20 protein-coding genes and 1 other annotated feature are annotated in these 20,134 nt (G+C 47.2%); of the genes, 10 read left to right on the top strand and 10 right to left on the bottom strand.

The window, feature by feature from the left end; all coding sequences use genetic code 11:
* Nucleotides 1-179 precede the first annotated feature (179 nt).
* Both QE396_RS02325 and QE396_RS02320 read right to left on the bottom strand, forming a co-directional pair.
* Complete coding sequence (locus QE396_RS02325) at nt 180-1,109, bottom strand: LysR substrate-binding domain-containing protein (RefSeq protein WP_020883293.1); 930 nt, start codon at nt 1,107-1,109, stop codon at nt 180-182.
* 41 nt (nt 1,110-1,150) lie between these two features.
* Nucleotides 1,151-1,975: an SDR family oxidoreductase gene (locus tag QE396_RS02320; protein ID WP_020883292.1), complete on the bottom strand. Its 825-nt coding sequence runs from the start codon at nt 1,973-1,975 to the stop codon at nt 1,151-1,153.
* A gap of 174 nt (nt 1,976-2,149) precedes the next feature.
* On the opposite strand from QE396_RS02320, the gene hisL reads away from it, so the two are divergent.
* From hisL to hisIE, 9 genes are all read left to right on the top strand, one after another.
* A complete protein-coding gene (gene hisL / locus QE396_RS02315; protein ID WP_001364200.1) occupies nt 2,150-2,200 on the top strand; it encodes a his operon leader peptide in 51 nt (16 codons plus the stop codon).
* Nucleotides 2,176-2,299: a sequence feature (His leader region), on the top strand. It overlaps the preceding gene by 25 nt.
* A gap of 45 nt (nt 2,300-2,344) precedes the next feature.
* A complete protein-coding gene (hisG, locus tag QE396_RS02310; RefSeq protein ID WP_000886595.1) occupies nt 2,345-3,244 on the top strand; it encodes an ATP phosphoribosyltransferase in 900 nt (299 codons plus the stop codon).
* Nucleotides 3,245-3,249: 5 nt separating this feature from the next.
* The gene (gene hisD / locus QE396_RS02305; protein ID WP_020883291.1) at nt 3,250-4,554 is read left to right on the top strand and encodes a histidinol dehydrogenase; all 1,305 of its coding nucleotides are present in this window, start codon (nt 3,250-3,252) and stop codon (nt 4,552-4,554) included.
* A complete protein-coding gene (gene hisC / locus QE396_RS02300) occupies nt 4,551-5,612 on the top strand; it encodes a histidinol-phosphate transaminase (RefSeq protein ID WP_020883290.1) in 1,062 nt (353 codons plus the stop codon). Before hisD ends, hisC begins: the two co-directional genes overlap by 4 nt.
* The gene (hisB, locus tag QE396_RS02295) at nt 5,609-6,676 is read left to right on the top strand and encodes a bifunctional histidinol-phosphatase/imidazoleglycerol-phosphate dehydratase HisB (protein WP_020883289.1); all 1,068 of its coding nucleotides are present in this window, start codon (nt 5,609-5,611) and stop codon (nt 6,674-6,676) included. Before hisC ends, hisB begins: the two co-directional genes overlap by 4 nt.
* The gene (hisH, locus tag QE396_RS02290; RefSeq protein ID WP_020883288.1) at nt 6,676-7,266 is read left to right on the top strand and encodes an imidazole glycerol phosphate synthase subunit HisH; all 591 of its coding nucleotides are present in this window, start codon (nt 6,676-6,678) and stop codon (nt 7,264-7,266) included. The genes hisB and hisH overlap by 1 nt, the downstream gene beginning before the upstream one ends.
* Nucleotides 7,266-8,003 (top strand): 1-(5-phosphoribosyl)-5-[(5-phosphoribosylamino)methylideneamino]imidazole-4-carboxamide isomerase, encoded by a 738-nt coding sequence (gene hisA / locus QE396_RS02285; protein WP_020883287.1) that lies wholly within the window; start codon nt 7,266-7,268, stop codon nt 8,001-8,003. Before hisH ends, hisA begins: the two co-directional genes overlap by 1 nt.
* Nucleotides 7,985-8,761, top strand: coding sequence for an imidazole glycerol phosphate synthase subunit HisF (hisF, locus tag QE396_RS02280; RefSeq protein WP_014170794.1), 777 nt, complete (start codon nt 7,985-7,987; stop codon nt 8,759-8,761). Before hisA ends, hisF begins: the two co-directional genes overlap by 19 nt.
* Nucleotides 8,755-9,366: a bifunctional phosphoribosyl-AMP cyclohydrolase/phosphoribosyl-ATP diphosphatase HisIE gene (gene hisIE, locus QE396_RS02275; protein ID WP_020883286.1), complete on the top strand. Its 612-nt coding sequence runs from the start codon at nt 8,755-8,757 to the stop codon at nt 9,364-9,366. Before hisF ends, hisIE begins: the two co-directional genes overlap by 7 nt.
* A gap of 41 nt (nt 9,367-9,407) precedes the next feature.
* Here hisIE and wzzB read toward each other — a convergent pair whose 3' ends face one another.
* On the bottom strand, nt 9,408-10,388 hold the full coding sequence (wzzB, locus tag QE396_RS02270) for an LPS O-antigen chain length determinant protein WzzB (protein WP_020883285.1): 981 nt from the start codon (nt 10,386-10,388) through the stop codon (nt 9,408-9,410).
* Between the two features lie 193 nt (nt 10,389-10,581).
* Between wzzB and QE396_RS02265 the strand changes: the two genes are divergently transcribed.
* Nucleotides 10,582-11,586: an NAD-dependent epimerase gene (locus QE396_RS02265; protein WP_020883284.1), complete on the top strand. Its 1,005-nt coding sequence runs from the start codon at nt 10,582-10,584 to the stop codon at nt 11,584-11,586.
* 51 nt (nt 11,587-11,637) lie between these two features.
* Here QE396_RS02265 and ugd read toward each other — a convergent pair whose 3' ends face one another.
* From ugd to QE396_RS02230, 7 genes are all read right to left on the bottom strand, one after another.
* Nucleotides 11,638-12,804 carry a UDP-glucose 6-dehydrogenase gene (ugd, locus tag QE396_RS02260; RefSeq protein WP_020883283.1) on the bottom strand — a complete coding sequence of 389 codons (1,167 nt, stop codon included), beginning with the start codon at nt 12,802-12,804 and terminating at the stop codon, nt 11,638-11,640.
* A gap of 227 nt (nt 12,805-13,031) precedes the next feature.
* Nucleotides 13,032-14,438, bottom strand: coding sequence for an NADP-dependent phosphogluconate dehydrogenase (gene gndA / locus QE396_RS02255; RefSeq protein ID WP_020883282.1), 1,407 nt, complete (start codon nt 14,436-14,438; stop codon nt 13,032-13,034).
* A gap of 149 nt (nt 14,439-14,587) precedes the next feature.
* Nucleotides 14,588-15,664: a DUF1972 domain-containing protein gene (locus QE396_RS02250; protein WP_020883281.1), complete on the bottom strand. Its 1,077-nt coding sequence runs from the start codon at nt 15,662-15,664 to the stop codon at nt 14,588-14,590.
* Nucleotides 15,664-16,746, bottom strand: a complete 1,083-nt coding sequence (locus QE396_RS02245) for a hypothetical protein (protein ID WP_020883280.1) — start codon at nt 16,744-16,746, stop codon at nt 15,664-15,666. The genes QE396_RS02250 and QE396_RS02245 overlap by 1 nt, the downstream gene beginning before the upstream one ends.
* A complete protein-coding gene (locus QE396_RS02240) occupies nt 16,739-17,911 on the bottom strand; it encodes a glycosyltransferase family 4 protein (RefSeq protein ID WP_007949891.1) in 1,173 nt (390 codons plus the stop codon). The genes QE396_RS02245 and QE396_RS02240 overlap by 8 nt, the downstream gene beginning before the upstream one ends.
* The gene (locus QE396_RS02235) at nt 17,862-18,872 is read right to left on the bottom strand and encodes a polysialyltransferase family glycosyltransferase (RefSeq protein WP_007949890.1); all 1,011 of its coding nucleotides are present in this window, start codon (nt 18,870-18,872) and stop codon (nt 17,862-17,864) included. The genes QE396_RS02240 and QE396_RS02235 overlap by 50 nt, the downstream gene beginning before the upstream one ends.
* Nucleotides 18,869-20,122 carry a lipopolysaccharide biosynthesis protein gene (locus tag QE396_RS02230; protein ID WP_007949889.1) on the bottom strand — a complete coding sequence of 418 codons (1,254 nt, stop codon included), beginning with the start codon at nt 20,120-20,122 and terminating at the stop codon, nt 18,869-18,871. Before QE396_RS02230 ends, QE396_RS02235 begins: the two co-directional genes overlap by 4 nt.
* Nucleotides 20,123-20,134 lie beyond the last annotated feature (12 nt).

Genomic DNA, 20,134 nt, shown 5'->3' with positions numbered 1-20,134 from the left:
AAATATCTATCCGGTACGAAGCCCGGCCTCTTGGTTTTTAGTTTCGTTTCATACGTGCAAAAAAAAATAACCGACGCCTTTTATATCGTCGATTATTCATTTGGTTGCAGCGGCGCATTTTGCCCCACATCGGATACAAAAGGCAATACTTTGCAACGCCCGGGGCGATTTTCTTTTTTCTAACTGGCTGATTTCTCGACGCTGCTTTGCGAGTAAACGGCAGCAATAGCACTATTTGCTAAAATTTCGTCCCGCCACCACGCGCTTGCCAGCCCCGCAGTTTGTTCATTCCAGCCGACCCACACCGATTCATTGCTGCTTTGTGCAAGCACCTGTTTTTCAACAAGCGCACCGCTGTCTAAAAACCGCTGCGCCAGATAGCGGGGTAAATAGCCGCACCCCAGGCCACTGATTTGCAGCTCCAGCTTGGTTTTATAGTCGAACACCGTGATCGCCTCCTGCTCATCAAGCAACTGCGTGGAGGCCGCACAGTCGGGACGCGAGCTGTCACCGACCACAATGGCGCGGTAGCCTTTAATCGTGCGCCGGCTAAGGGGTTCCGGCTCCTGCGCGAGCGGATGGTGTGGCGCGATGGCGAAAACCTGCTCCAGCACACCCAGCCGGGCGAAACCGAAATCGCTTAACTGGGGCGGTTCATGCAGCGCACCGACAAAAATATCGGCCCTGCCCTGAGTTAAGGCATCCCATGAATCGCCCAGCACGCCATTAATGAAGATTAACCGGGTTACGCTGTGGTGCTGATAGAACGCCTCAATCAGCGGCGTCAGAAGAGAAAACGGAAAAGTATCATCAACGCCGATGACCAGTTCGTTCTCCCAACCCTGGTGCAGTTTGACGGCCTGTTTTTCCAGTTCGCGAACGGTATGCAGGACGTCGCGCCCCTTCTCCAGCAGCATCTGCCCGGTACGGGTAAAACGGGCGCGGTGACCAGAGCGATCGAGGATCTGGATATTAAGATCGCTTTCCAGTTTATGAACGGTATAGCTCAGCGCCGACGGGGTTTTGAAGAGCTTTGCCGAAGCAGCGGCAAAGCTCCCCTCTTTTTCCAGTGCATCCAGAATAATCAGAACATCCAGCAGCGGTTTCATGTTCGCCCCCTTCCGGTGTGCGATCGTTTCCGCTGAGAAACTTATTCCATCGGCATCACCAGCGGATCGGGATATTGATACTCAAACCCCAGTTCATGACAAATGCGATTGCCATCAACAATTTTGCCTTTACTTTCGTCCTTTGCTTCACCAAAAACAGGCGGAACCAGACCCAGCTGGCGTGCCATCAGCGGGTAAAACGTGCTACGCGCTGGATGAGAAGGCGCACATATATTATAGATGTGCCCACCTTTTGGAGCCTGTAAGAGTAGTTCTATTGCGGCAATTACGTCATCAAGATGCACAAGATTGACGCCATGTTGTCCGTCTGGCGCGGATTTTCCCGCGAAGAAGCGCCCTGGATGTCGCCCGGGGCCAACCAGACCTGCCAGCCGTACGATATCGACCTGGGTGCCGGGAAGATGATGCAGCCAGTCTTCCAGCTCTTTCAGCACTTTACCGCTCGTGGTAACGGGATGACGCTCAGAGGTCTCTTTCACCACGCCATCAACATCGCCGTAGACCGAGGTTGAGCTGGTAAAAATAATGCGTGGGACGTGATGCGCCAGCGCGCTGTCGACAATCTCCTGCATCGCCTGCAGATAAAATGATTCGCCCGGGCCACTGCGCCGTGCCGGTAACGTAATCACCAGCGCATCAACGTTCATCAGCGTGTCCAGATCGTCAGCATCACACACCAGTTCAGGTTCCAGACGCAGCTCGACGCCGTCAATACCGCACATGCGCGCCGCTTCTACCCCATCCGCCGTGGTTTTGCTTCCGGTCACCTGCCAGCCTTTTGCGGCTAATGACATCGCCAGCGGCATTCCCAGCCAACCTAAACCGACAATCGCGACCTTTTTCATGCGAATTCTCCTGACTTTTACTCGTCTTTCTTAAGGCTACGCCAGCCCGACAGAACACACAATTCATAGCGTCAATATGAAATGAATTAATGATCAAAAAAAGCCCTTGCAATCAGTCATACAACTGGTTTAGGTTAAAAGACATCAAATGAATAAGCATTCATCGAGAATTTTATGACACGCGTTCAATTTAAACACCACCATCATCACCATCATCCTGACTAGTCTTTCAGGCGATGTGTGCTGGAAGACGTTTGGATCTTCCAGTGGTGCATGAACGCATGAAAAAGCCCCCGGAAGATCTTCTTCCGGGGGCTTTTTTTTGGACCAAATTCAGACAGGTTAAAACAGGTTAACGAGGAAAACAGAATGTTAGATAACTCACGTTTACGCATAGCTATTCAAAAATCAGGCCGTTTGAGTGATGATTCACGCGAACTGCTCGCCCGCTGTGGGATTAAAATCAACCTGCACACCCAGCGCCTGATTGCCCTGGCTGAAAATATGCCCATCGACATTCTGCGCGTGCGTGATGACGATATTCCCGGCCTTGTGATGGATGGCGTTGTTGACCTCGGCATCATCGGTGAAAACGTGCTGGAAGAAGAGCTCCTGACCCGCCGTGCCCAGGGTGAAGATCCACGCTATTTTACCCTGCGTCGTCTGGACTTCGGCGGCTGCCGCCTCTCGCTGGCCACGCCTGTCGATGAAGCCTGGGACGGCCCGGCCGCGCTGAACGGCAAACGTATCGCCACCTCCTACCCTCACCTGTTAAAACGTTACCTGGATCAGAAAGGCGTGCAGTTTAAATCCTGCCTGCTGAACGGCTCTGTTGAGGTGGCGCCGCGCGCGGGTCTGGCTGACGCCATCTGTGACCTCGTCTCTACGGGCGCCACGCTGGAAGCAAACGGTCTGCGCGAAGTGGAAGTGATTTACCGATCCAAAGCGTGCCTTATCCAGCGCGACGGCGAAATGGCCGATGCGAAACAGCAACTGATCGACAAACTGCTGACCCGTATTCAGGGCGTGATTCAGGCCCGTGAATCGAAATACATCATGATGCACGCGCCAACCGAACGTCTTGATGAGGTCATTGCCCTGCTGCCAGGCGCAGAGCGCCCGACCATCCTGCCTCTGGCCGGTGACCAGCAGCGCGTCGCCATGCACATGGTCAGTAGCGAAACCCTGTTCTGGGAAACCATGGAAAAACTGAAGGCGCTGGGCGCAAGCTCAATTCTGGTGCTGCCAATTGAGAAGATGATGGAGTGATGGCCATGAGCTTTAACACAATCATCAACTGGAACGATTGTTCGCAAGAACAACAGCGCGCGCTGCTGATGCGTCCGGCGATTTCCGCTTCAGAAAGCATTACCCGCACCGTGGCCGAGATCCTTGATAACGTCAAAGCCCGTGGCGACGATGCGCTGCGGGAATACAGCGCAAAGTTTGATAAAACCGAGGTTAGCGCTTTAAAGGTAACAGAACAGGAAATCACGGACGCGGAAAGCCGCCTCGGTGACGAGATTAAACAGGCGATGGCCGTCGCGGTGAAAAACATTGATACCTTCCACACCGCGCAGATATTGCAGGCGGTCGATGTGGAAACCGTGCCCGGCGTACGCTGCCAGCAGGTCATGCGTCCGGTTGCGTCGGTGGGGCTTTACATCCCCGGCGGTTCCGCCCCGCTGTTCTCTACCGTATTAATGCTGGCAACCCCGGCACGCATCGCCGGTTGTCAGAAAGTAGTACTGTGCTCGCCGCCTCCGATTGCCGATGAAATTCTCTATGCGGCAAAACTGTGTGGCGTACAGGCGGTGTATAAAGTGGGTGGTGCACAGGCAATTTCCGCGCTGGCGTTTGGTACCGAATCCATTCCTAAAGTGGACAAAATTTTTGGCCCGGGCAACGCGTATGTGACCGAAGCAAAGCGTCAGGTCAGCCAGCGTCTGGACGGTGCCGCAATTGATATGCCTGCCGGTCCTTCTGAGGTGCTGGTGATTGCCGACAGCGGTGCAACGCCGGACTTCGTCGCCTCCGATCTGTTATCCCAGGCAGAACATGGCCCGGACTCACAGGTTATTTTGCTGACGCCGGATGCGGATATGGCAAAACGCGTGGGTGAAGCCGTTGAACGTCAGCTTGCCGACCTGCCGCGCGCCGACACGGCACGCCAGGCACTCTCAGCAAGCCGCCTGATTGTGGCGCGCGATCTGGCGCAGTGCATTGCCATCTCCAACCAGTACGGCCCGGAACACCTGATTATCCAGACCCGAAATGCGCGCGATCTGGTTGACAGCATTACCAGCGCAGGTTCGGTCTTCCTTGGCGACTGGTCACCGGAATCCGCCGGCGATTACGCTTCCGGCACCAACCACGTTCTGCCAACCTACGGCTATACATCAACCTGTTCGAGCCTCGGGCTGGCGGATTTCCAGAAACGCATGACCGTACAGGAGCTGTCCCGCGAGGGGTTTGCCTCTCTGGCCTCCACCATTGAGACCCTGGCCACTGCCGAACGTCTGACCGCCCACAAAAACGCCGTTACGCTGCGCGTTGCAGCCCTGAAGGAGCAAGCATGAGCATTGAAGAATTAGCCCGCGAAAATGTCCGTCGCCTGACGCCTTATCAGTCTGCTCGTCGTCTGGGTGGCAACGGTGATGTCTGGCTGAACGCCAACGAATACCCGACGGCCGTACAGTTCGAGCTGTCGCAGCAAACGCTGAACCGCTATCCGGAATGCCAGCCGAAAACGGTTATCGAAAATTACGCCCGGTACGCAGGCGTAAAGCCTGAGCAGGTGCTGGTCAGCCGGGGTGCAGATGAAGGCATTGAACTGCTGATCCGAGCCTTCTGCGAACCGGGCAAAGATGCTGTCATGTACTGCCAGCCAACCTACGGAATGTACAGCGTCAGTGCAGAAACCTTTGGCGTGGCGTGCCGTAACGTGCTTTCGCTGGAAGACTGGCAGCTCGACCTACAGGGGATTGCCGATAATCTTGACGGCGTGAAAGTGGTGTTCGTCTGCAGTCCAAATAACCCGACCGGGCAGATTATCAACCCGCAGGACATTCGAACCCTGCTGGAGATGACGCGCGGTAAAGCGCTGGTGGTGGCTGACGAAGCCTATATTGAGTTCTGCCCGCAGGCGACGCTGGCTGGCTGGCTCGAGGAGTACCCGCACCTGGTTGTACTGCGTACGCTGTCAAAAGCTTTCGCCCTCGCTGGCCTGCGCTGCGGCTTTACGCTGGCCAATAAAGAAGTCATCGACCTGCTGATGAAAGTGATTGCGCCATATCCACTCTCTACGCCGGTTGCCGACATTGCGGCGCAGGCTTTGGCCCCTCAGGGGCTCAAGGCGATGCGCGAACGCGTGGCGCAAATCCTTGAAGAACGGCAGTATCTGGTCACGGCCCTGAAAGATATTCCCTGCGTGGAGCAGGTATTCGACTCTGAAACCAACTACATCCTGGTACGCTTTACCGCGTCGAGTGCCGTATTTAAATCTTTATGGGATCAGGGCATTATCTTACGAGACCAAAATAAACAACCATCCTTAAGCGGCTGTTTGCGTATTACCGTAGGCACCCGAGCAGAGAGTCAGCGCGTGATTGACGCCCTGAAAGCGGAGAAAGTATGAGCCAGAAGACCCTCTTTATCGATCGTGATGGTACCCTTATTTCGGAGCCGCCAACCGATTTTCAGGTCGATCGTTTCGACAAACTGGCTTTTGAACCCGATGTAATCCCGGTGCTGCTCAAGCTGCAGAAAGCCGGCTATAAGCTGGTGATGATCACTAACCAGGACGGGCTGGGTACCGACAGTTTCCCGCAGGCGGATTTTGACGGCCCGCATAACCTGATGATGCAGGTGCTGACCTCTCAGGGCGTTGAATTTGATGAGGTGCTGATCTGCCCACACCTGCCTGCCGATGAATGTGACTGCCGCAAGCCGAAGGTAAAGCTGGTCGAACGCTACCTGACGGATGACGTGCTGGATAAAGCCAATAGCTATGTCATTGGCGATCGCATGACCGATATTACGCTGGCGGAGAACATGGGTATCTCCGGGCTGCGCTATGACCGTTCCACCCTTAACTGGGCAAAAATTGGTGAGCAGTTGACCCAGCGTGACCGCTACTCGCACGTTGAGCGCAACACCAAAGAGACGCAAATCGACGTTAAGGTCTGGTTGGATCGTGAAGGCGGCAGCAAGATCCACACCGGTGTGGGTTTCTTTGACCATATGCTGGACCAGATCGCGACCCACGGTGGTTTCCGCATGGAGATCGCCGTGAAAGGCGATTTGTATATCGACGATCACCACACCGTGGAAGATACCGGCCTGGCGCTGGGTGAAGCGCTGAAGCTGGCGCTCGGCGATAAGCGCGGTATTAACCGTTTTGGCTTCGTTTTGCCGATGGACGAATGTCTGGCGCGCTGCGCCATGGATATCTCCGGACGCCCGCACCTGGAATATAAAGCAGACTTCAACTACCAGCGCGTGGGCGATCTGAGCACCGAAATGGTGGAGCACTTCTTCCGCTCATTGTCCTACACCATGGGCCTGACGCTGCACCTGAAGACCAAGGGCAAGAACGACCACCACCGCGTAGAGAGTCTCTTCAAGGCCTTCGGCCGTACCCTTCGCCAGGCGATCCGCGTGGAAGGTGACGCCCTGCCTTCATCGAAAGGAGTGCTGTAATGAATGTGGTGATTCTGGATACCGGATGCGCCAACCTGAACTCCGTAAAGTCGGCAATTGCCCGTCACGGCTATGCACCGGACGTGAGTCGCGACCCGGACGTCGTACTGCGCGCCGATAAGCTTTTTCTGCCCGGCGTAGGGACAGCGCAGGCGGCGATGGATCAGATCCACGAGCGCGAGCTGGTGAGTCTCATCAAAGCCTGTACTCAACCGGTGCTGGGAATTTGTCTCGGCATGCAGCTGCTGGGCCGACGCAGTGAAGAGAGCAACGGTGTTGATCTGCTCGGGATTATCGACGAAGACGTGCCGAAAATGACCGATCACGGTCTGCCTCTGCCGCACATGGGCTGGAACCGTGTTTATGCCAAAGCCGGTGACAGACTGTTTCGCGGCATTGAAGACGGGGCCTATTTTTACTTCGTGCACAGCTACGCCATGCCGGTAAATCCGTACACCATTGCCCAGTGCAATTACGGCGAAGCATTTACCGCGGCGGTGCAGAAAGATAACTTCTTCGGCGTGCAGTTTCACCCGGAACGTTCGGGTGCCGCAGGCGCACAGTTGCTGAAAAACTTCCTGGAGATGTAATGATTATTCCCGCTTTAGATTTAATCGACGGCACGGTTGTCCGTCTCCATCAGGGCGATTACGGGCAGCAACGCGACTACGGTAACGACCCCTTGCCACGTCTGCAGGATTACGCCGCCCAGGGTGCGCAGGTGCTGCACCTGGTGGATTTGACTGGCGCAAAAGATCCGACAAAACGTCAAATCCCACTTCTTAAAAAACTGGTGGCCGGCGTGGATGTGCCCGTCCAGATAGGCGGTGGCGTGCGTACGGAAGATGACGTTGCGGCGCTGCTGGACGCTGGCGTGGCGCGTGTGGTCGTCGGCTCGACTGCCGTTAACGATCCTGAAAAGGTTAAAGCCTGGTTCCGCCGCTTTGGCGCTGACGCGCTGGTGCTGGCGCTGGATGTTCGTATCGACGAACAGGGTAACAAGCAGGTTGCAGTCAGCGGCTGGCAGGAAAACTCCGGGGTGACGCTGGAAGAGCTGGTTGAGAGGTATCTGCCCGTTGGCCTGAAGCACGTGCTGTGCACCGATATCTCCCGCGACGGCACGCTGGCAGGCTCTAACGTTTCTTTATATCAAGAAATCTGCGCGCGTTATCCGCAGGTGGCCTTCCAGTCGTCGGGCGGTATTGGTGATATCACTGATATTGCCGCGCTGCGCGGAACGGGCGTACAGGGCGTGATTGTGGGCCGGGCCCTGCTGGAAGGTAAATTTACTGTGACGGAGGCGATTCAATGCTGGCAAAAAGGATAATCCCTTGCCTGGACGTACGTGACGGCCAGGTAGTGAAAGGCGTGCAGTTCCGCAACCATGAAATCATTGGCGATATCGTCCCGCTGGCAAAACGCTACGCTGAAGAAGGCGCAGATGAGCTGGTGTTTTACGATATCACCGCCTCCAGCGATGGCCGCGTTGTGGATAAAAGCTGGGTGGCGCGCGTGGCAGAAGTGATTGATATTCCCTTCTGTGTGGCAGGCGGGATTAAATCTGCGGAAGACGCGGCAAAAATCCTCTCCTTTGGTGCCGATAAGATTTCCATTAACTCCCCTGCTTTGGCAGACCCGGAGCTGATTACCCGTCTGGCCGATCGCTTTGGCGTACAGTGTATTGTTGTCGGTATCGACACCTGGTATGACGCAGCCACCGGCAAGTATCACGTCAACCAGTATACTGGCGATGAGAGCCGTACCCGCGTGACCCAATGGGAGACGCTGGACTGGGTGCAGGAAGTCCAGAAACGTGGCGCGGGCGAAATTGTGCTGAACATGATGAACCAGGACGGCGTGCGTAACGGCTATGACCTTGAGCAGCTGAAAAAAGTCCGCGCGGTCTGCCACGTACCGCTGATTGCTTCCGGCGGTGCAGGCACCATGGAACACTTCCTCGAAGCCTTCCGCGATGCAAACGTTGACGGCGCGCTGGCGGCCTCCGTGTTCCACAAACAGATTATTAATATTGGTGAGTTAAAAACGTACCTGGCCGACCAGGGCGTGGAGATCAGGGTATGTTAACAGAGCAACAACAGGCGCAGCTGGACTGGGAAAAAACTGACGGATTACTGCCGGTGGTTGTACAGCATGCTGTTTCAGGTGAAGTGCTGATGCTGGGGTATATGAACCAGGACGCGCTGGCAAAAACGCTCCACAGCGGTAAGGTCACCTTTTTCTCGCGCACCAAACAGCGCCTGTGGACCAAAGGGGAAACCTCTGGCCATTTCCTGAATGTGGTCAGCATTACGCCGGACTGCGATAACGATACGCTTCTGGTACTGGCGAATCCGATCGGCCCAACCTGCCACAAGGGCACCAGCAGCTGCTTCGGCGACGCAAGCCACCAGTGGCTGTTCCTGTATCAGTTGGAACAGTTACTCGCTGAGCGTAAAACAGCGGATCCTGAAAGTTCGTATACGGCGAAACTCTACGCCAGCGGAACCAAACGTATCGCACAAAAGGTGGGGGAAGAAGGCGTTGAGACAGCGCTGGCCGCGACCGTACATGACCGCGAGGAGCTGACCAACGAGGCGTCGGATTTGATGTATCACCTGCTGGTGCTGCTGCAGGATCAGGAGCTGGATTTGACGGTGGTGATTGAGAATCTACGTAAGAGACATAAATAAAAAAACCGGGGAATGTCCCCGGTTTTTTTATCTGATGAGAATCACGCTTTTAGTTTGTAGTTCCGCAATGCGTTGCGGCCCAGCACCACACCCGAACCGATAATCCCGCCAAGCAGGACAGCAAGGATCAGAGTGATGGCCTTTTTCGGACTGTCACGATAGATAGGAAGATCCGGTTTCATGACATAGCGATAGACATGAATGGTGTCCGGGTTAACATTCAACTTCTCGATATCCAGCAAGTTCTGCTTAGTCTGATAGTACGCTCCAGAGAACACCAGCGGACGTGAAGCTTCGTTTTCAATCATCGATTTCAACGCTTCGCTGCCTAACAGGAACATGGTTTCCTGCGTCACGTCCTGAGTTTGCTGAATCTGTGGAGAAGTGATTTTGGCCGCTTCAGCGTTCTTCAGCGCTTCCGTAATCTGTTTAATGCGCAGATCTTTTTGTTCCTGCGAGACTTTCTCCTGGTTCTCCAGCGAGTCATTCAGTGTTGTGATCTGCTGCTTAATGTTATCTTTAAGGTCTACGGTTAACTCTTTCGCGGTTTGCTCGTCAACCTGTTGAATATACTGGGCTAGCTGCTTTTGAGCTGCTTCAGCAGATTCACCTACATAGCTGACGGTCAATGGAAATGCTTGTCCCTTAACCGTGGAATCGATGGTCAGCTTTTCCGGCATTTCCTGATTTTCAAGCGCCTGCGCTAATGCTGAAAAAGATGAATTAAAACGACTAATTGCACGAGTTTGGATATCCAGAATCGATGGTGCGGCTCCACCATAAAGGATATTCAACGCGTTTGCATACGTTGCAATCTGAGCGGCATCAGGTTGAGCAATGATCGCGGACGATGTCCATTTTTCTTTAGCTGTGGTGATATAAACGCCCGCCAGTAGGATAAAAAAAGCGATAAAAGCTCCAATTAACCACTTTCCACGCCACAGTTGCAGCACTATATCAAGTAAATCAATTTGCTCCCGGTCATTACTTCTGCTGACCAGGCTATTGTTGTTCTGCGTCATACAATCCCTAACAGATAAAAAAGGGCAAAAATAAACATGTTCACATAGTGTATCTGTTGCTACGGATTTTTCTATAAGAATCCGATGAGTTAAATCGGAAAGATGGGTTATGTAACTGGCATCCGCCGCGCTATGATAGACGCAATGTGATGCGTTATGGCATCAGTAAGAACACATTTTTATGAGGGAAGGTATGAAATTTCTGGTAACGGGTGCAGCAGGCTTTATCGGCGCAAATGTCAGCAAACGACTCCTGGATGCCGGTCATCAGGTCGTCGGTATTGATAACCTGAATGACTACTATGATGTCAATCTTAAGCTGGCACGTCTGGATCTGCTGACATCTGACAATTTCGCCTTCCACAAGCTGGACCTGGCCGACCGTGAAGGCATGGCCACACTGTTCACCCGTGAGAAATTTGATCGCGTCATCCACCTGGCCGCACAGGCAGGTGTACGCTACTCGCTTGAAAACCCTCACGCCTATGCAGATGCCAACCTGGTAGGGCATCTCAACGTGCTGGAAGGCTGTCGCCATCACAAGGTACAACATCTTCTGTATGCATCTTCCAGCTCCGTTTACGGTCTGAATCGCAAGATGCCTTTTTCGACTGACGATTCGGTCGACCACCCTGTCTCACTTTATGCCGCGACCAAAAAAGCCAATGAACTGATGTCGCATACCTATTCCCACCTGTACAACCTGCCCACGACGGGCCTGCGTTTCTTTACCGTGTACGGTCCGTGGGGTCGTCCGGATATGGCGCTGTTTAAGTTCACTAAAGCGATGATTGAAGGCAAAAGCATTGATGTCTACAACTACGGTAAGATGAAGCGCGACTTCACTTACATTGATGATATCGCCGAAGCCATTATCCGTCTGCAGGATGTTATCCCTCAGGCCGATGCAAACTGGACCGTTGAAACCGGTTCACCGGCAACCAGCTCTGCGCCTTATCGCGTCTATAACATCGGAAACAGCTCTCCGGTTGAACTGATGGATTACATTACGGCTCTTGAAGAGGCGCTCGGGATAGAAGCAGAAAAGAATATGATGCCAATCCAGCCGGGTGACGTACTAGAAACCAGCGCAGATACTAAAGCGCTGTATGACGTTATTGGCTTCAAACCGCAGACTTCCGTTAAAGAAGGCGTGAAGAATTTCGTTGACTGGTATCGCGACTTCTACAAAGTATAAAAACAAAAAAACCGGCAAGTGCCGGTTTTTTTATGCGCCTTAAGCAGAGACTCAGTCGCTACCAAACAGATCGCGGGTATACACTTTATCCGCCACGTCGGCCAGTTCTTCCGCCATACGGTTAGAGATAATCACATCCGCTTCCTGTTTGAACGCATCCAGGTCACGAATAACACGGGAATGGAAGAATTCATCTTCCTGCATCGCTGGCTCATAAATAATTACCTGAACGCCTTTGGCCTTAATACGCTTCATGATCCCCTGAATGGAAGAGGCGCGGAAGTTATCAGAACCGCTCTTCATGATCAGGCGATATACGCCCACCACTTTCGGCTGACGCGCGAGAATGGAATCGGAAATGAAGTCTTTACGCGTGCGGTTGGCATCCACAATCGCGGAAATCAAATTGTTTGGCACAGCCTGATAGTTCGCCAGCAACTGTTTGGTATCTTTTGGCAGGCAGTAGCCGCCATAGCCAAACGACGGGTTGTTGTAATGGTTGCCGATACGCGGGTCGAGGCACACGCCTTCGATGATCTGGCGGGTATTCAGGCCCAGACTCTCGGCATAGCTGTCCAGCTCGTTGAAGTAAGCCACGCGCATTGCCAGGTAGGTATTCGCGAACAGCTTGATCGCTTCGGCTTCAGTGGAATCGGTAAACAGCACCGGGATATCTTTCTTGATTGCGCCTTCCTGAAGGAGAGCAGCAAAACGCTCCGCACGCTCAGAGCGCTCACCGATCACGATACGGGATGGGTGCAGGTTATCGTATAACGCCCTGCCCTCGCGCAGAAACTCTGGCGAGAAGAAGACATTATCAATACCCAACTCTTCTTTGATTGATTTAGTGAAACCGACCGGAATGGTCGACTTAATGATCATCACTGCATTCGGATTAATCGCGATAACGTCTTTGATCACCGCTTCAACCGTCGAAGTGTTGAAATAGTTAGTTTTTGGATCGTAGTCTGTTGGGGTCGCAATGATGACAAAGTCCGCATCACGATAAGCATCTTCTTTATCGGTGGTAGCACGGAAATTCAGCGGTTTGTTCGAAAGGTAATCCTGGATTTCTTTGTCTACAATCGGCGATTTCTTCTGATTCAGCATATCCACTTTGGACTGTACGATGTCCAGCGCAACCACTTCATGGTTCTGGGCAATCAGAATGCCGTTTGAGAGACCGACATAGCCTGTTCCGGAGATTGTTATTTTCATTCGCTAATGACTTCTGTGAGTTAACTGTACTGATGGCCGCCTGACCATCGCGATAAACCTGACTGTTGGGCTTTGTACCTCCTGGCCAACAGAACTGTCAAGGCAAACCAGGAGTAATCCCTGCTCGCAGGATGACATTCAGACTACTTCGAGTATCGCGAGCCAAATTTTGCGTAAAAAAAACCCGGAGACGAGCTCCGGGCCTTAATTACAACGCGTTATTTAACTTATTCCATCCATTCGGTATGGAATACACCTTCTTTATCAGTACGCTTATAGGTATGCGCGCCAAAATAGTCGCGCTGTGCCTGAATCAGGTTCGCAGGCAGAACGGCAGCACGGTAGCTGTCGTAGTACGCCACTGCTGCGGAGAAGGTCGGAACCGGAATACCGTTCTGCACAGCGTAAGCCACAACGTCACGCAGCGCCTGCTGGTATTCGTCGGCAATCTTCTTGAAGTATGGCGCCAGCAGAAGGTTAGCAATACCCGCGTTTTCCGCATAAGCATCGGTGATTTTCTGCAGGAATTGTGCACGAATGATGCAACCTGCGCGGAAGATCTTCGCGATCTCACCGTAGTTGAGATCCCAGTTGTTCTCGTCTGACGCGGCACGCAACTGAGAGAAGCCCTGCGCGTAGGAGACGATTTTACCCAGGTACAGAGCGCGGCGAACTTTCTCGACGAATTCAGCTTTTTCACCGGCGGATTTAGCCTGTGGGCCAGACAATACTTTGGACGCCGCAACACGCTGCTCTTTCAGGGAAGAAATGTAACGTGCAAAGACGGATTCGGTGATCAGAGACAGCGGTTCACCCAGATCCAGAGAGCTCTGGCTGGTCCATTTACCGGTACCTTTGTTCGCAGCTTCGTCCAGAATCACATCAACCAGGTATTTACCCTCTTCATCTTTCTTGGTGAAGATATCTTTGGTGATGTCAATCAGGTAGCTGTTCAGCTCACCTTTGTTCCACTCGGTAAAGGTTTCAGCCAGCTCTTCGTTAGAGAGGTTCAGGCCGCCTTTCAGAAGAGAGTAAGCTTCTGCGATGAGTTGCATATCGCCGTATTCGATGCCGTTGTGAACCATCTTCACGTAATGGCCCGCACCGTCTGGACCAATATAGGTCACACACGGCTCGCCATCTTCAGCAACCGCAGCGATTTTTGTCAGGATTGGCGCAACCAGTTCGTACGCCTCTTTCTGACCACCAGGCATGATAGATGGGCCTTTCAGTGCGCCCTCTTCACCACCGGAAACACCGGTACCGATGAAGTTAAAACCTTCAGCAGACAGTTCACGGTTGCGACGAATGGTGTCCTGGAAGAAGGTGTTACCGCCATCAATAATAATGTCGCCTTTTTCGAGGAAAGGTTTCAGAGAGTCGATAGCAGCATCGGTACCTGCGCCCGCTTTCACCATTAACAGGATACGACGAGGCGTTTCCAGGGACTCAACAAACTCTTTCACCGTATAGAAAGGAACAAGTTTCTTGCCCGGGTTCTCAGCAATCACTTCTTCGGTCTTATCACGGGAGCGGTTGAAAACGGAGACGGTATAACCACGGCTTTCGATGTTGAGCGCCAGGTTGCGCCCCATCACTGCCATACCGACAACGCCGATTTGTTGCTTGGACATTACATACTCCTGTCAGGGATGGTCGCCACGAAAAATACGCGGCTTGAATGTATCTATGATGTTAACTCAGGATTTATGGAGAAAGGTAGTGGAAGATGCTCTTTAAATAAAATTATTTATTATCAATGCATTGCATGTCAACCTTACTTTTAGTACAGGCTTTCGTACTGACTGGTTATAATCTGCCATGTATATCTACGCTCTGCAATTTCCTGCATTGCAGCAGAATTTTCATAAATTTTAAGCTGAGGATCATTCAAAAGTTGTACAAGATTATCACTATCAGTGAAATAAAAAGCTTGCCCTTCGGTTGTGAAACGGTTAAAGCTGCAATCGAATGCGTATATTGGTTTACCAAAATGCATTGCTTCAACTAAGGATGGGTTCGTACCTCCAGCAGAATGTCCATGAAGATAGCCAGAACAAGACATCCTTATTTGATAAAGCAATTTTATATCATAAATTGGATTTATTAGCTCGATATTAGAGAAATGATTGTATTTCTCAACTAGCGCACGTCCATATTCGCTCGAGTTCCAATTGCCAATGAACTTGATCTTTTTTTCAGTTTTAGTAAAAGAATCAAGAATTAAATGTATATTATTTTCAGGCTCTATCCGACAGATGCTTAGGAAGAATTCTTCATCATCATGGAGAAAATAATCAGTTCCAGTTGGCTCTAAAAGCTCATCAACACTAATTGCGTGGTCACCACCATATGCAATAACTTCGCTCCGTAGATTATATTTGCTATAAACATAATCAGACAAAGCTTGATTGTCGGTGATAATTACGTCAGAAAATTTAATGGCTATATATTCGGAAAACTTTAAGAATAAACGCGCAAATTTGCCCCATTTTTCACGCCGCCACTCCAATCCATCAATATTGGTAATGATTTTGCTACGACTAAAAAGCTTAAATATTGGAAAAAAAATTGCACCAGAAACGCCAAGTACCAGTATTACATCTGGTTTAGTTTTCAAGGTATGCATGATCGAAACAATATCATATGCAACACTTTGAATTCCGTTTGCTTTTAAAGGAATATATTTTAATGTAGCTCCATTATGGTGTTCCAAGCGAGTTGGAAGTTGCTTTGATGAGCAATAAACTTGATAGTCAATATCATCACTAGAAAATCTCGTCAGGTTCTCTACAAGTGACTCAAACCCACCATAAGAGGCTGGAATACCAACAATACCAATTATAGATATTTTTTTCATTAATAACCTTCATTCTTCGCGCCAACTGAATTAATTGTTCGCTTTCCATTCATTAACAACATAATAGGGAACATATAAAAAACATCTAACAAATTGAAAAAAATCACACTATCTGTCATTGCTTTAATAGGAATTAATGCAAACAGCAAAGCACATATTGCACCATAACGAACTAGTGTTTTTAATGTCACAAATAAAAAAAGGATTAGAAGTAATAAGACAGGTAGAAAACCAAATAATGAATGTATTAATATAAAAGAATTATGAGGGTTATTATTTAATATATTGATTATTTCCATTCCATTAAATGAACGACCTAAAACAAAATCTGTCAAACTGAAATTAGAAAAATACTCATTATAAATAACACTTCGTGTAGTTTTTAACCCTTCAGAAAAGTTAGTATTATCAGCAATCCTTTCGTTAAGAGAACCTACATCAATAAACATCATGAAAGGCGAGCAAATCAGTATAACAATCACCATTCCTTTCAAACCAAAAGTTTTATATAACGCAACGCAAAGAATTACAGCAGATATTAATAAAGCAGTTCTTCCTTTTAATATAAAGCACATAAATACAGTAATAATAGCCATTGGTAGTAAACTTCTATTTTGTAAAGTGAACAAAAAACTACCAACAACTGGGAAAATAATAAAAGTTGCTACAATATTCCTACTAGCCTCAAAGAAAATTATATTTTCATCATGAGTAATTAGCAGCCTAATAATAATTAACGTGCAAGCCAACACAAAAAAGTGAAAGAAATAGCGTTTATAATCTAAAATATACAAAGCGTATGAAAATGCTAAAAAAGCCACACCAGAAAATATAAAGTAGACTTTTAGTTTCCAGTCATCGTTTGGTGATAATAAAGCTGATACAGAGAAAATGATTATAAGAATAGCGATTCCAACAATAATGCCTGGAGAAAAGTAAGTCTTATCAAAGATAAATAGTAAAAGAGAAAATGCCAAAAAAAGGACAGTTACAACTTGTCGAATTAATACACCATCAAATGTCATTGAAAAGAGATAAATTGCAGTTAATAATAAAAACACTGTTTTAAAAATGTTATTCATCGATATGATCTTTTATGAATTTTTGAACATGATTAAGGATATTCTTTTCAAAGTGAGCTTTAGTAAGGTTACTGGTGTAATAATCTCTGGCTCTCGAAGCCAAGAGCTCAACATCAACGTTTTGCTGGCATATATTTTTTAATACTTCAGCAAAAGCATCACTATCGTCTTTATCGATAAGTATTCCATTATAATTATTGCTAATTATTTCTGCAGCTCCTCCGTGTGAAGTTGTAATCACTACGCACTTCGCTCGCATTGCTTCCAACACTGTTGTCGGAAAAGGATCACTCATGACCGATGGGACCAAAACTATATCATAATTAAACATTTCGCGATCAGCGCTTTCACTGAAACCGAGTAACCTGATGTGGTGATCTATATCATTTTCTTTTAGATAATTACGATACTCTTCGAGTAAGTAAGAACGATTAGGTGGTGCATCTCCATAAGCATCAACTTGAATACTTTGGTTTCCATTATTTGTGAGTTTTTTAACTGCATCGGCTAACAACCAATATCCTTTTTCAGGCATAACTCTACCTACTATAAGAAATTTTGGATTAGCTTGATCAATGCGCTTTTCATTAATAGAATTTTCAAAAATATCGGAAACCCCATTTTTCACAACACTGGCACATATTTTCTTATCGCCATTAGTAACATACTCTTTCACAACATTAGATACACAAATGATTTGATTTGCGCTTTTTCTTACCAAAAAAGCCAACGCCCTGCCTGAAAATTTTTGTTTCTGATTCTCATGGCAATGGATAATATTTTTTGCGCGCAATAATTTACAGACAAATGCAACCAAACCAGCAGCATATGTATTAATATAAATTAAATCATACTTTTTTTTATTTCTGAAGAGATGAAAACTGAACTCTATGAAATCTTTAAAAAGACAAAAAACACCATTTGCAGTAAAAATTTTACTATGCACAACAGGAATACTAGTAACTCTATTATAGTTTATATTTTCCATTTTACTTGACTGTTGTAGGAGAAAGGCCTCCAGGCACTTTTTATCATTTTTATACCATACTTCAATCAAAAAATAATTTGACAAAATAGAGATTACATAAGATAAAATCTTCGTTGCCCCATAACTATCATCCAATGGATGAATAACAACAATTTTTCTCATTTCTTTTAAATCCATTATAGTTTCCTTCAAACTTACCTACTTTTTTCAAAAGAAACTCGTTAAAAGAGGTTCCCCATACATGCGCTTGAGCACTACCTTTTACAAAACCTACGCTTGAATAGATTGTTGCTAATACCTCAGGTTGATCAATTAAAATCATTATCTGACCAGGGATCTTCGATTGAATTGAAGCACAGTCAAAATATTTAGAATAATTAGTTTGTTCTCGTGGGTGAGATTTTATGCAAATTTCGTTTTTACTATAAATACTACAATAATGTTCATAAATAATTTTATAGATTTCAATTTTTTCATGCTCAGTCATCATCCCGTCTTCAGAAAAAGGCTGAGTGAAAATAACAACCTTAGAGAGAGGAATATAAGGTTCTTCAGAAAATAGATCTAAAAAATAATTTTTCTGTATGAATGTTAGGTGGTTCCATTCATTTGTAATATCAATCTCAGTAACTTTATTGCTGATTCTTTCCGGTATGGTAACAATGCCTGAAAGAATTATTTTATCAATATCATCACTCCATCCAAAAAATGGACCTTTTGAACCGAATAAAATTTCTCTAATAAAAGAATAACGACTAACCTTCGTAGAGGAGTAATTTGCCAACCCATCTTCAATTAAGATAAAGCTGTTACTGCGTTTGATATATAGTTGAGAGAAATATAAGTGATCATGCCCATATACTTGAATATTTTGTCTACTAAAATGCAGCAAAATTTTTTTGTAATTATAATAAATGACTCTTAGCAAGAGGCTAATTAATTTAGGGTAATTATTAAATGAAGGAAAGACAATTGTTGTGGGTAATTTCTTTTGAATATCTTTCGAAATCCCATCCGAAATAACAAAGGTTGTTTTTTTAAAATCTTCAGGATTTAAAAGATAATATATGAAAAGACCATGAATATTATTAATAACGCAAAATTTAGATAATGGTGACTTACGACTATTTTCCATCATACATTCCCTAAAGTCCATGGTACAAGTTTTGTTTTATAAGCAAGGAACCAAGTTCCCAAAAAACGTAAAAGCATCGAAACTGCAAAGGAAATTGCTACTCCTTCGATACCCAATGGAGCAATTAAGCACAAGAGGAGAATTACGTTAAATACGCCACAGGCTATAGTTAATACTGATAACTGTCCTGTTTTTTTTGCATAAAACAAATAATTGGTTACCATTAAATACATGCCAAGAAAAACTTGCCCTAAGCATAACCACCCTATAACCAACTTTCCAGCCTTATATTTCTCACCAGCAATTAAAGTTAAAACATATGGAGAAATTAAAAATGATAAAATACCAATAAAGATTAATAAAATAAAGTAATAATATGTTTTGCTAACGATATGTTTTCTTTGAATAAAAGAACTATTGCTTAATTCCTTAAAAAGCCATGGCATAAATGCTTTATTTACAGCATCGAAAACAATCACCATTCCCATACTCAATTGCATTGCAACCATGTATATACCAGCTTGATCAGATCCCAATTTCGAGTTTATGAAAAACCGATCAACTGAACTAATAAGATACATGCCAAAAACATGTGGTATTAGAGGGACGCTAAAGCTTAATGCATCTAAAAACATGCCTTTCTTGATATTTCTAAAACTGAGCAGTTTATCTTTTTGGATCAGAAGAATAGTAATTACAAAAATAATCATCATTGAATACATCTGCGCTTCAATTCGCCCTTCAGCATGTCGCGCAAGAAAAACAACAAATATTAATGTAAATATAAAAAGAAGAAGGCTTTGCCCAATTTGCAACAAGCCAAATGATATTGCTTTTTCAGTAATCTGCCATTGGTTTAACCGAAATTGAACTACAAAATTTATGCCACTTATAAATATAGCCGCGAGAATCCAGTTCCTATCTATTCCAGTAAAAAATACCAGACCTGTTGAAAAAATAAAAGTTAAAGGAATAATAATTGCTAAACTTAAAATCAAGAGACAAAAACAAGCACCATTGTAGTTCTTTAGATAATGTTTATCTTTTTTATCGAAAAAAACCCGAGCGGTTGCACCAAGAGTGTTGAATGCTATAACTGAAACCAGTCCTGTAATGATGGTTTGGAAAATAGCAATTTTTCCATACTCAGATGTCGTAAGATATCGAGTCAAAATTGGTAATAGAATAAAGGGTATTGATGCATTTAATATGTTTGAAATCAAATATACTGATGATTTCTTTAGAAATGACATAGGATACCTGTA

The organism is Enterobacter sp. SORGH_AS_0287 (assembly GCF_031453695.1).
Taxonomy (GTDB): domain Bacteria; phylum Pseudomonadota; class Gammaproteobacteria; order Enterobacterales; family Enterobacteriaceae; genus Enterobacter; species Enterobacter ludwigii.
This window is presented reverse-complemented; position numbering and strand designations above follow the sequence as displayed.

What these genes read in the sequence shown, in the direction of transcription:
- QE396_RS02325 (WP_020883293.1), bottom strand. Translation starts at nt 1,109, where the DNA reads ATGAAACCGCTGCTGGATGTTCTGATTATTCTGGATGCACTGGAAAAA.
- QE396_RS02320 (WP_020883292.1), bottom strand. Translation starts at nt 1,975, where the DNA reads ATGAAAAAGGTCGCGATTGTCGGTTTAGGTTGGCTGGGAATGCCGCTG.
- hisG (WP_000886595.1), top strand. Translation starts at nt 2,345, where the DNA reads ATGTTAGATAACTCACGTTTACGCATAGCTATTCAAAAATCAGGCCGT.
- hisD (WP_020883291.1), top strand. Translation starts at nt 3,250, where the DNA reads ATGAGCTTTAACACAATCATCAACTGGAACGATTGTTCGCAAGAACAA.
- hisC (WP_020883290.1), top strand. Translation starts at nt 4,551, where the DNA reads ATGAGCATTGAAGAATTAGCCCGCGAAAATGTCCGTCGCCTGACGCCT.
- hisB (WP_020883289.1), top strand. Translation starts at nt 5,609, where the DNA reads ATGAGCCAGAAGACCCTCTTTATCGATCGTGATGGTACCCTTATTTCG.
- hisH (WP_020883288.1), top strand. Translation starts at nt 6,676, where the DNA reads ATGAATGTGGTGATTCTGGATACCGGATGCGCCAACCTGAACTCCGTA.
- hisA (WP_020883287.1), top strand. Translation starts at nt 7,266, where the DNA reads ATGATTATTCCCGCTTTAGATTTAATCGACGGCACGGTTGTCCGTCTC.
- hisF (WP_014170794.1), top strand. Translation starts at nt 7,985, where the DNA reads ATGCTGGCAAAAAGGATAATCCCTTGCCTGGACGTACGTGACGGCCAG.
- hisIE (WP_020883286.1), top strand. Translation starts at nt 8,755, where the DNA reads ATGTTAACAGAGCAACAACAGGCGCAGCTGGACTGGGAAAAAACTGAC.
- wzzB (WP_020883285.1), bottom strand. Translation starts at nt 10,388, where the DNA reads ATGACGCAGAACAACAATAGCCTGGTCAGCAGAAGTAATGACCGGGAG.
- QE396_RS02265 (WP_020883284.1), top strand. Translation starts at nt 10,582, where the DNA reads ATGAAATTTCTGGTAACGGGTGCAGCAGGCTTTATCGGCGCAAATGTC.
- ugd (WP_020883283.1), bottom strand. Translation starts at nt 12,804, where the DNA reads ATGAAAATAACAATCTCCGGAACAGGCTATGTCGGTCTCTCAAACGGC.
- gndA (WP_020883282.1), bottom strand. Translation starts at nt 14,438, where the DNA reads ATGTCCAAGCAACAAATCGGCGTTGTCGGTATGGCAGTGATGGGGCGC.
- QE396_RS02250 (WP_020883281.1), bottom strand. Translation starts at nt 15,664, where the DNA reads ATGAAAAAAATATCTATAATTGGTATTGTTGGTATTCCAGCCTCTTAT.
- QE396_RS02245 (WP_020883280.1), bottom strand. Translation starts at nt 16,746, where the DNA reads ATGAATAACATTTTTAAAACAGTGTTTTTATTATTAACTGCAATTTAT.
- QE396_RS02240 (WP_007949891.1), bottom strand. Translation starts at nt 17,911, where the DNA reads ATGGATTTAAAAGAAATGAGAAAAATTGTTGTTATTCATCCATTGGAT.
- QE396_RS02235 (WP_007949890.1), bottom strand. Translation starts at nt 18,872, where the DNA reads ATGATGGAAAATAGTCGTAAGTCACCATTATCTAAATTTTGCGTTATT.
- QE396_RS02230 (WP_007949889.1), bottom strand. Translation starts at nt 20,122, where the DNA reads ATGTCATTTCTAAAGAAATCATCAGTATATTTGATTTCAAACATATTA.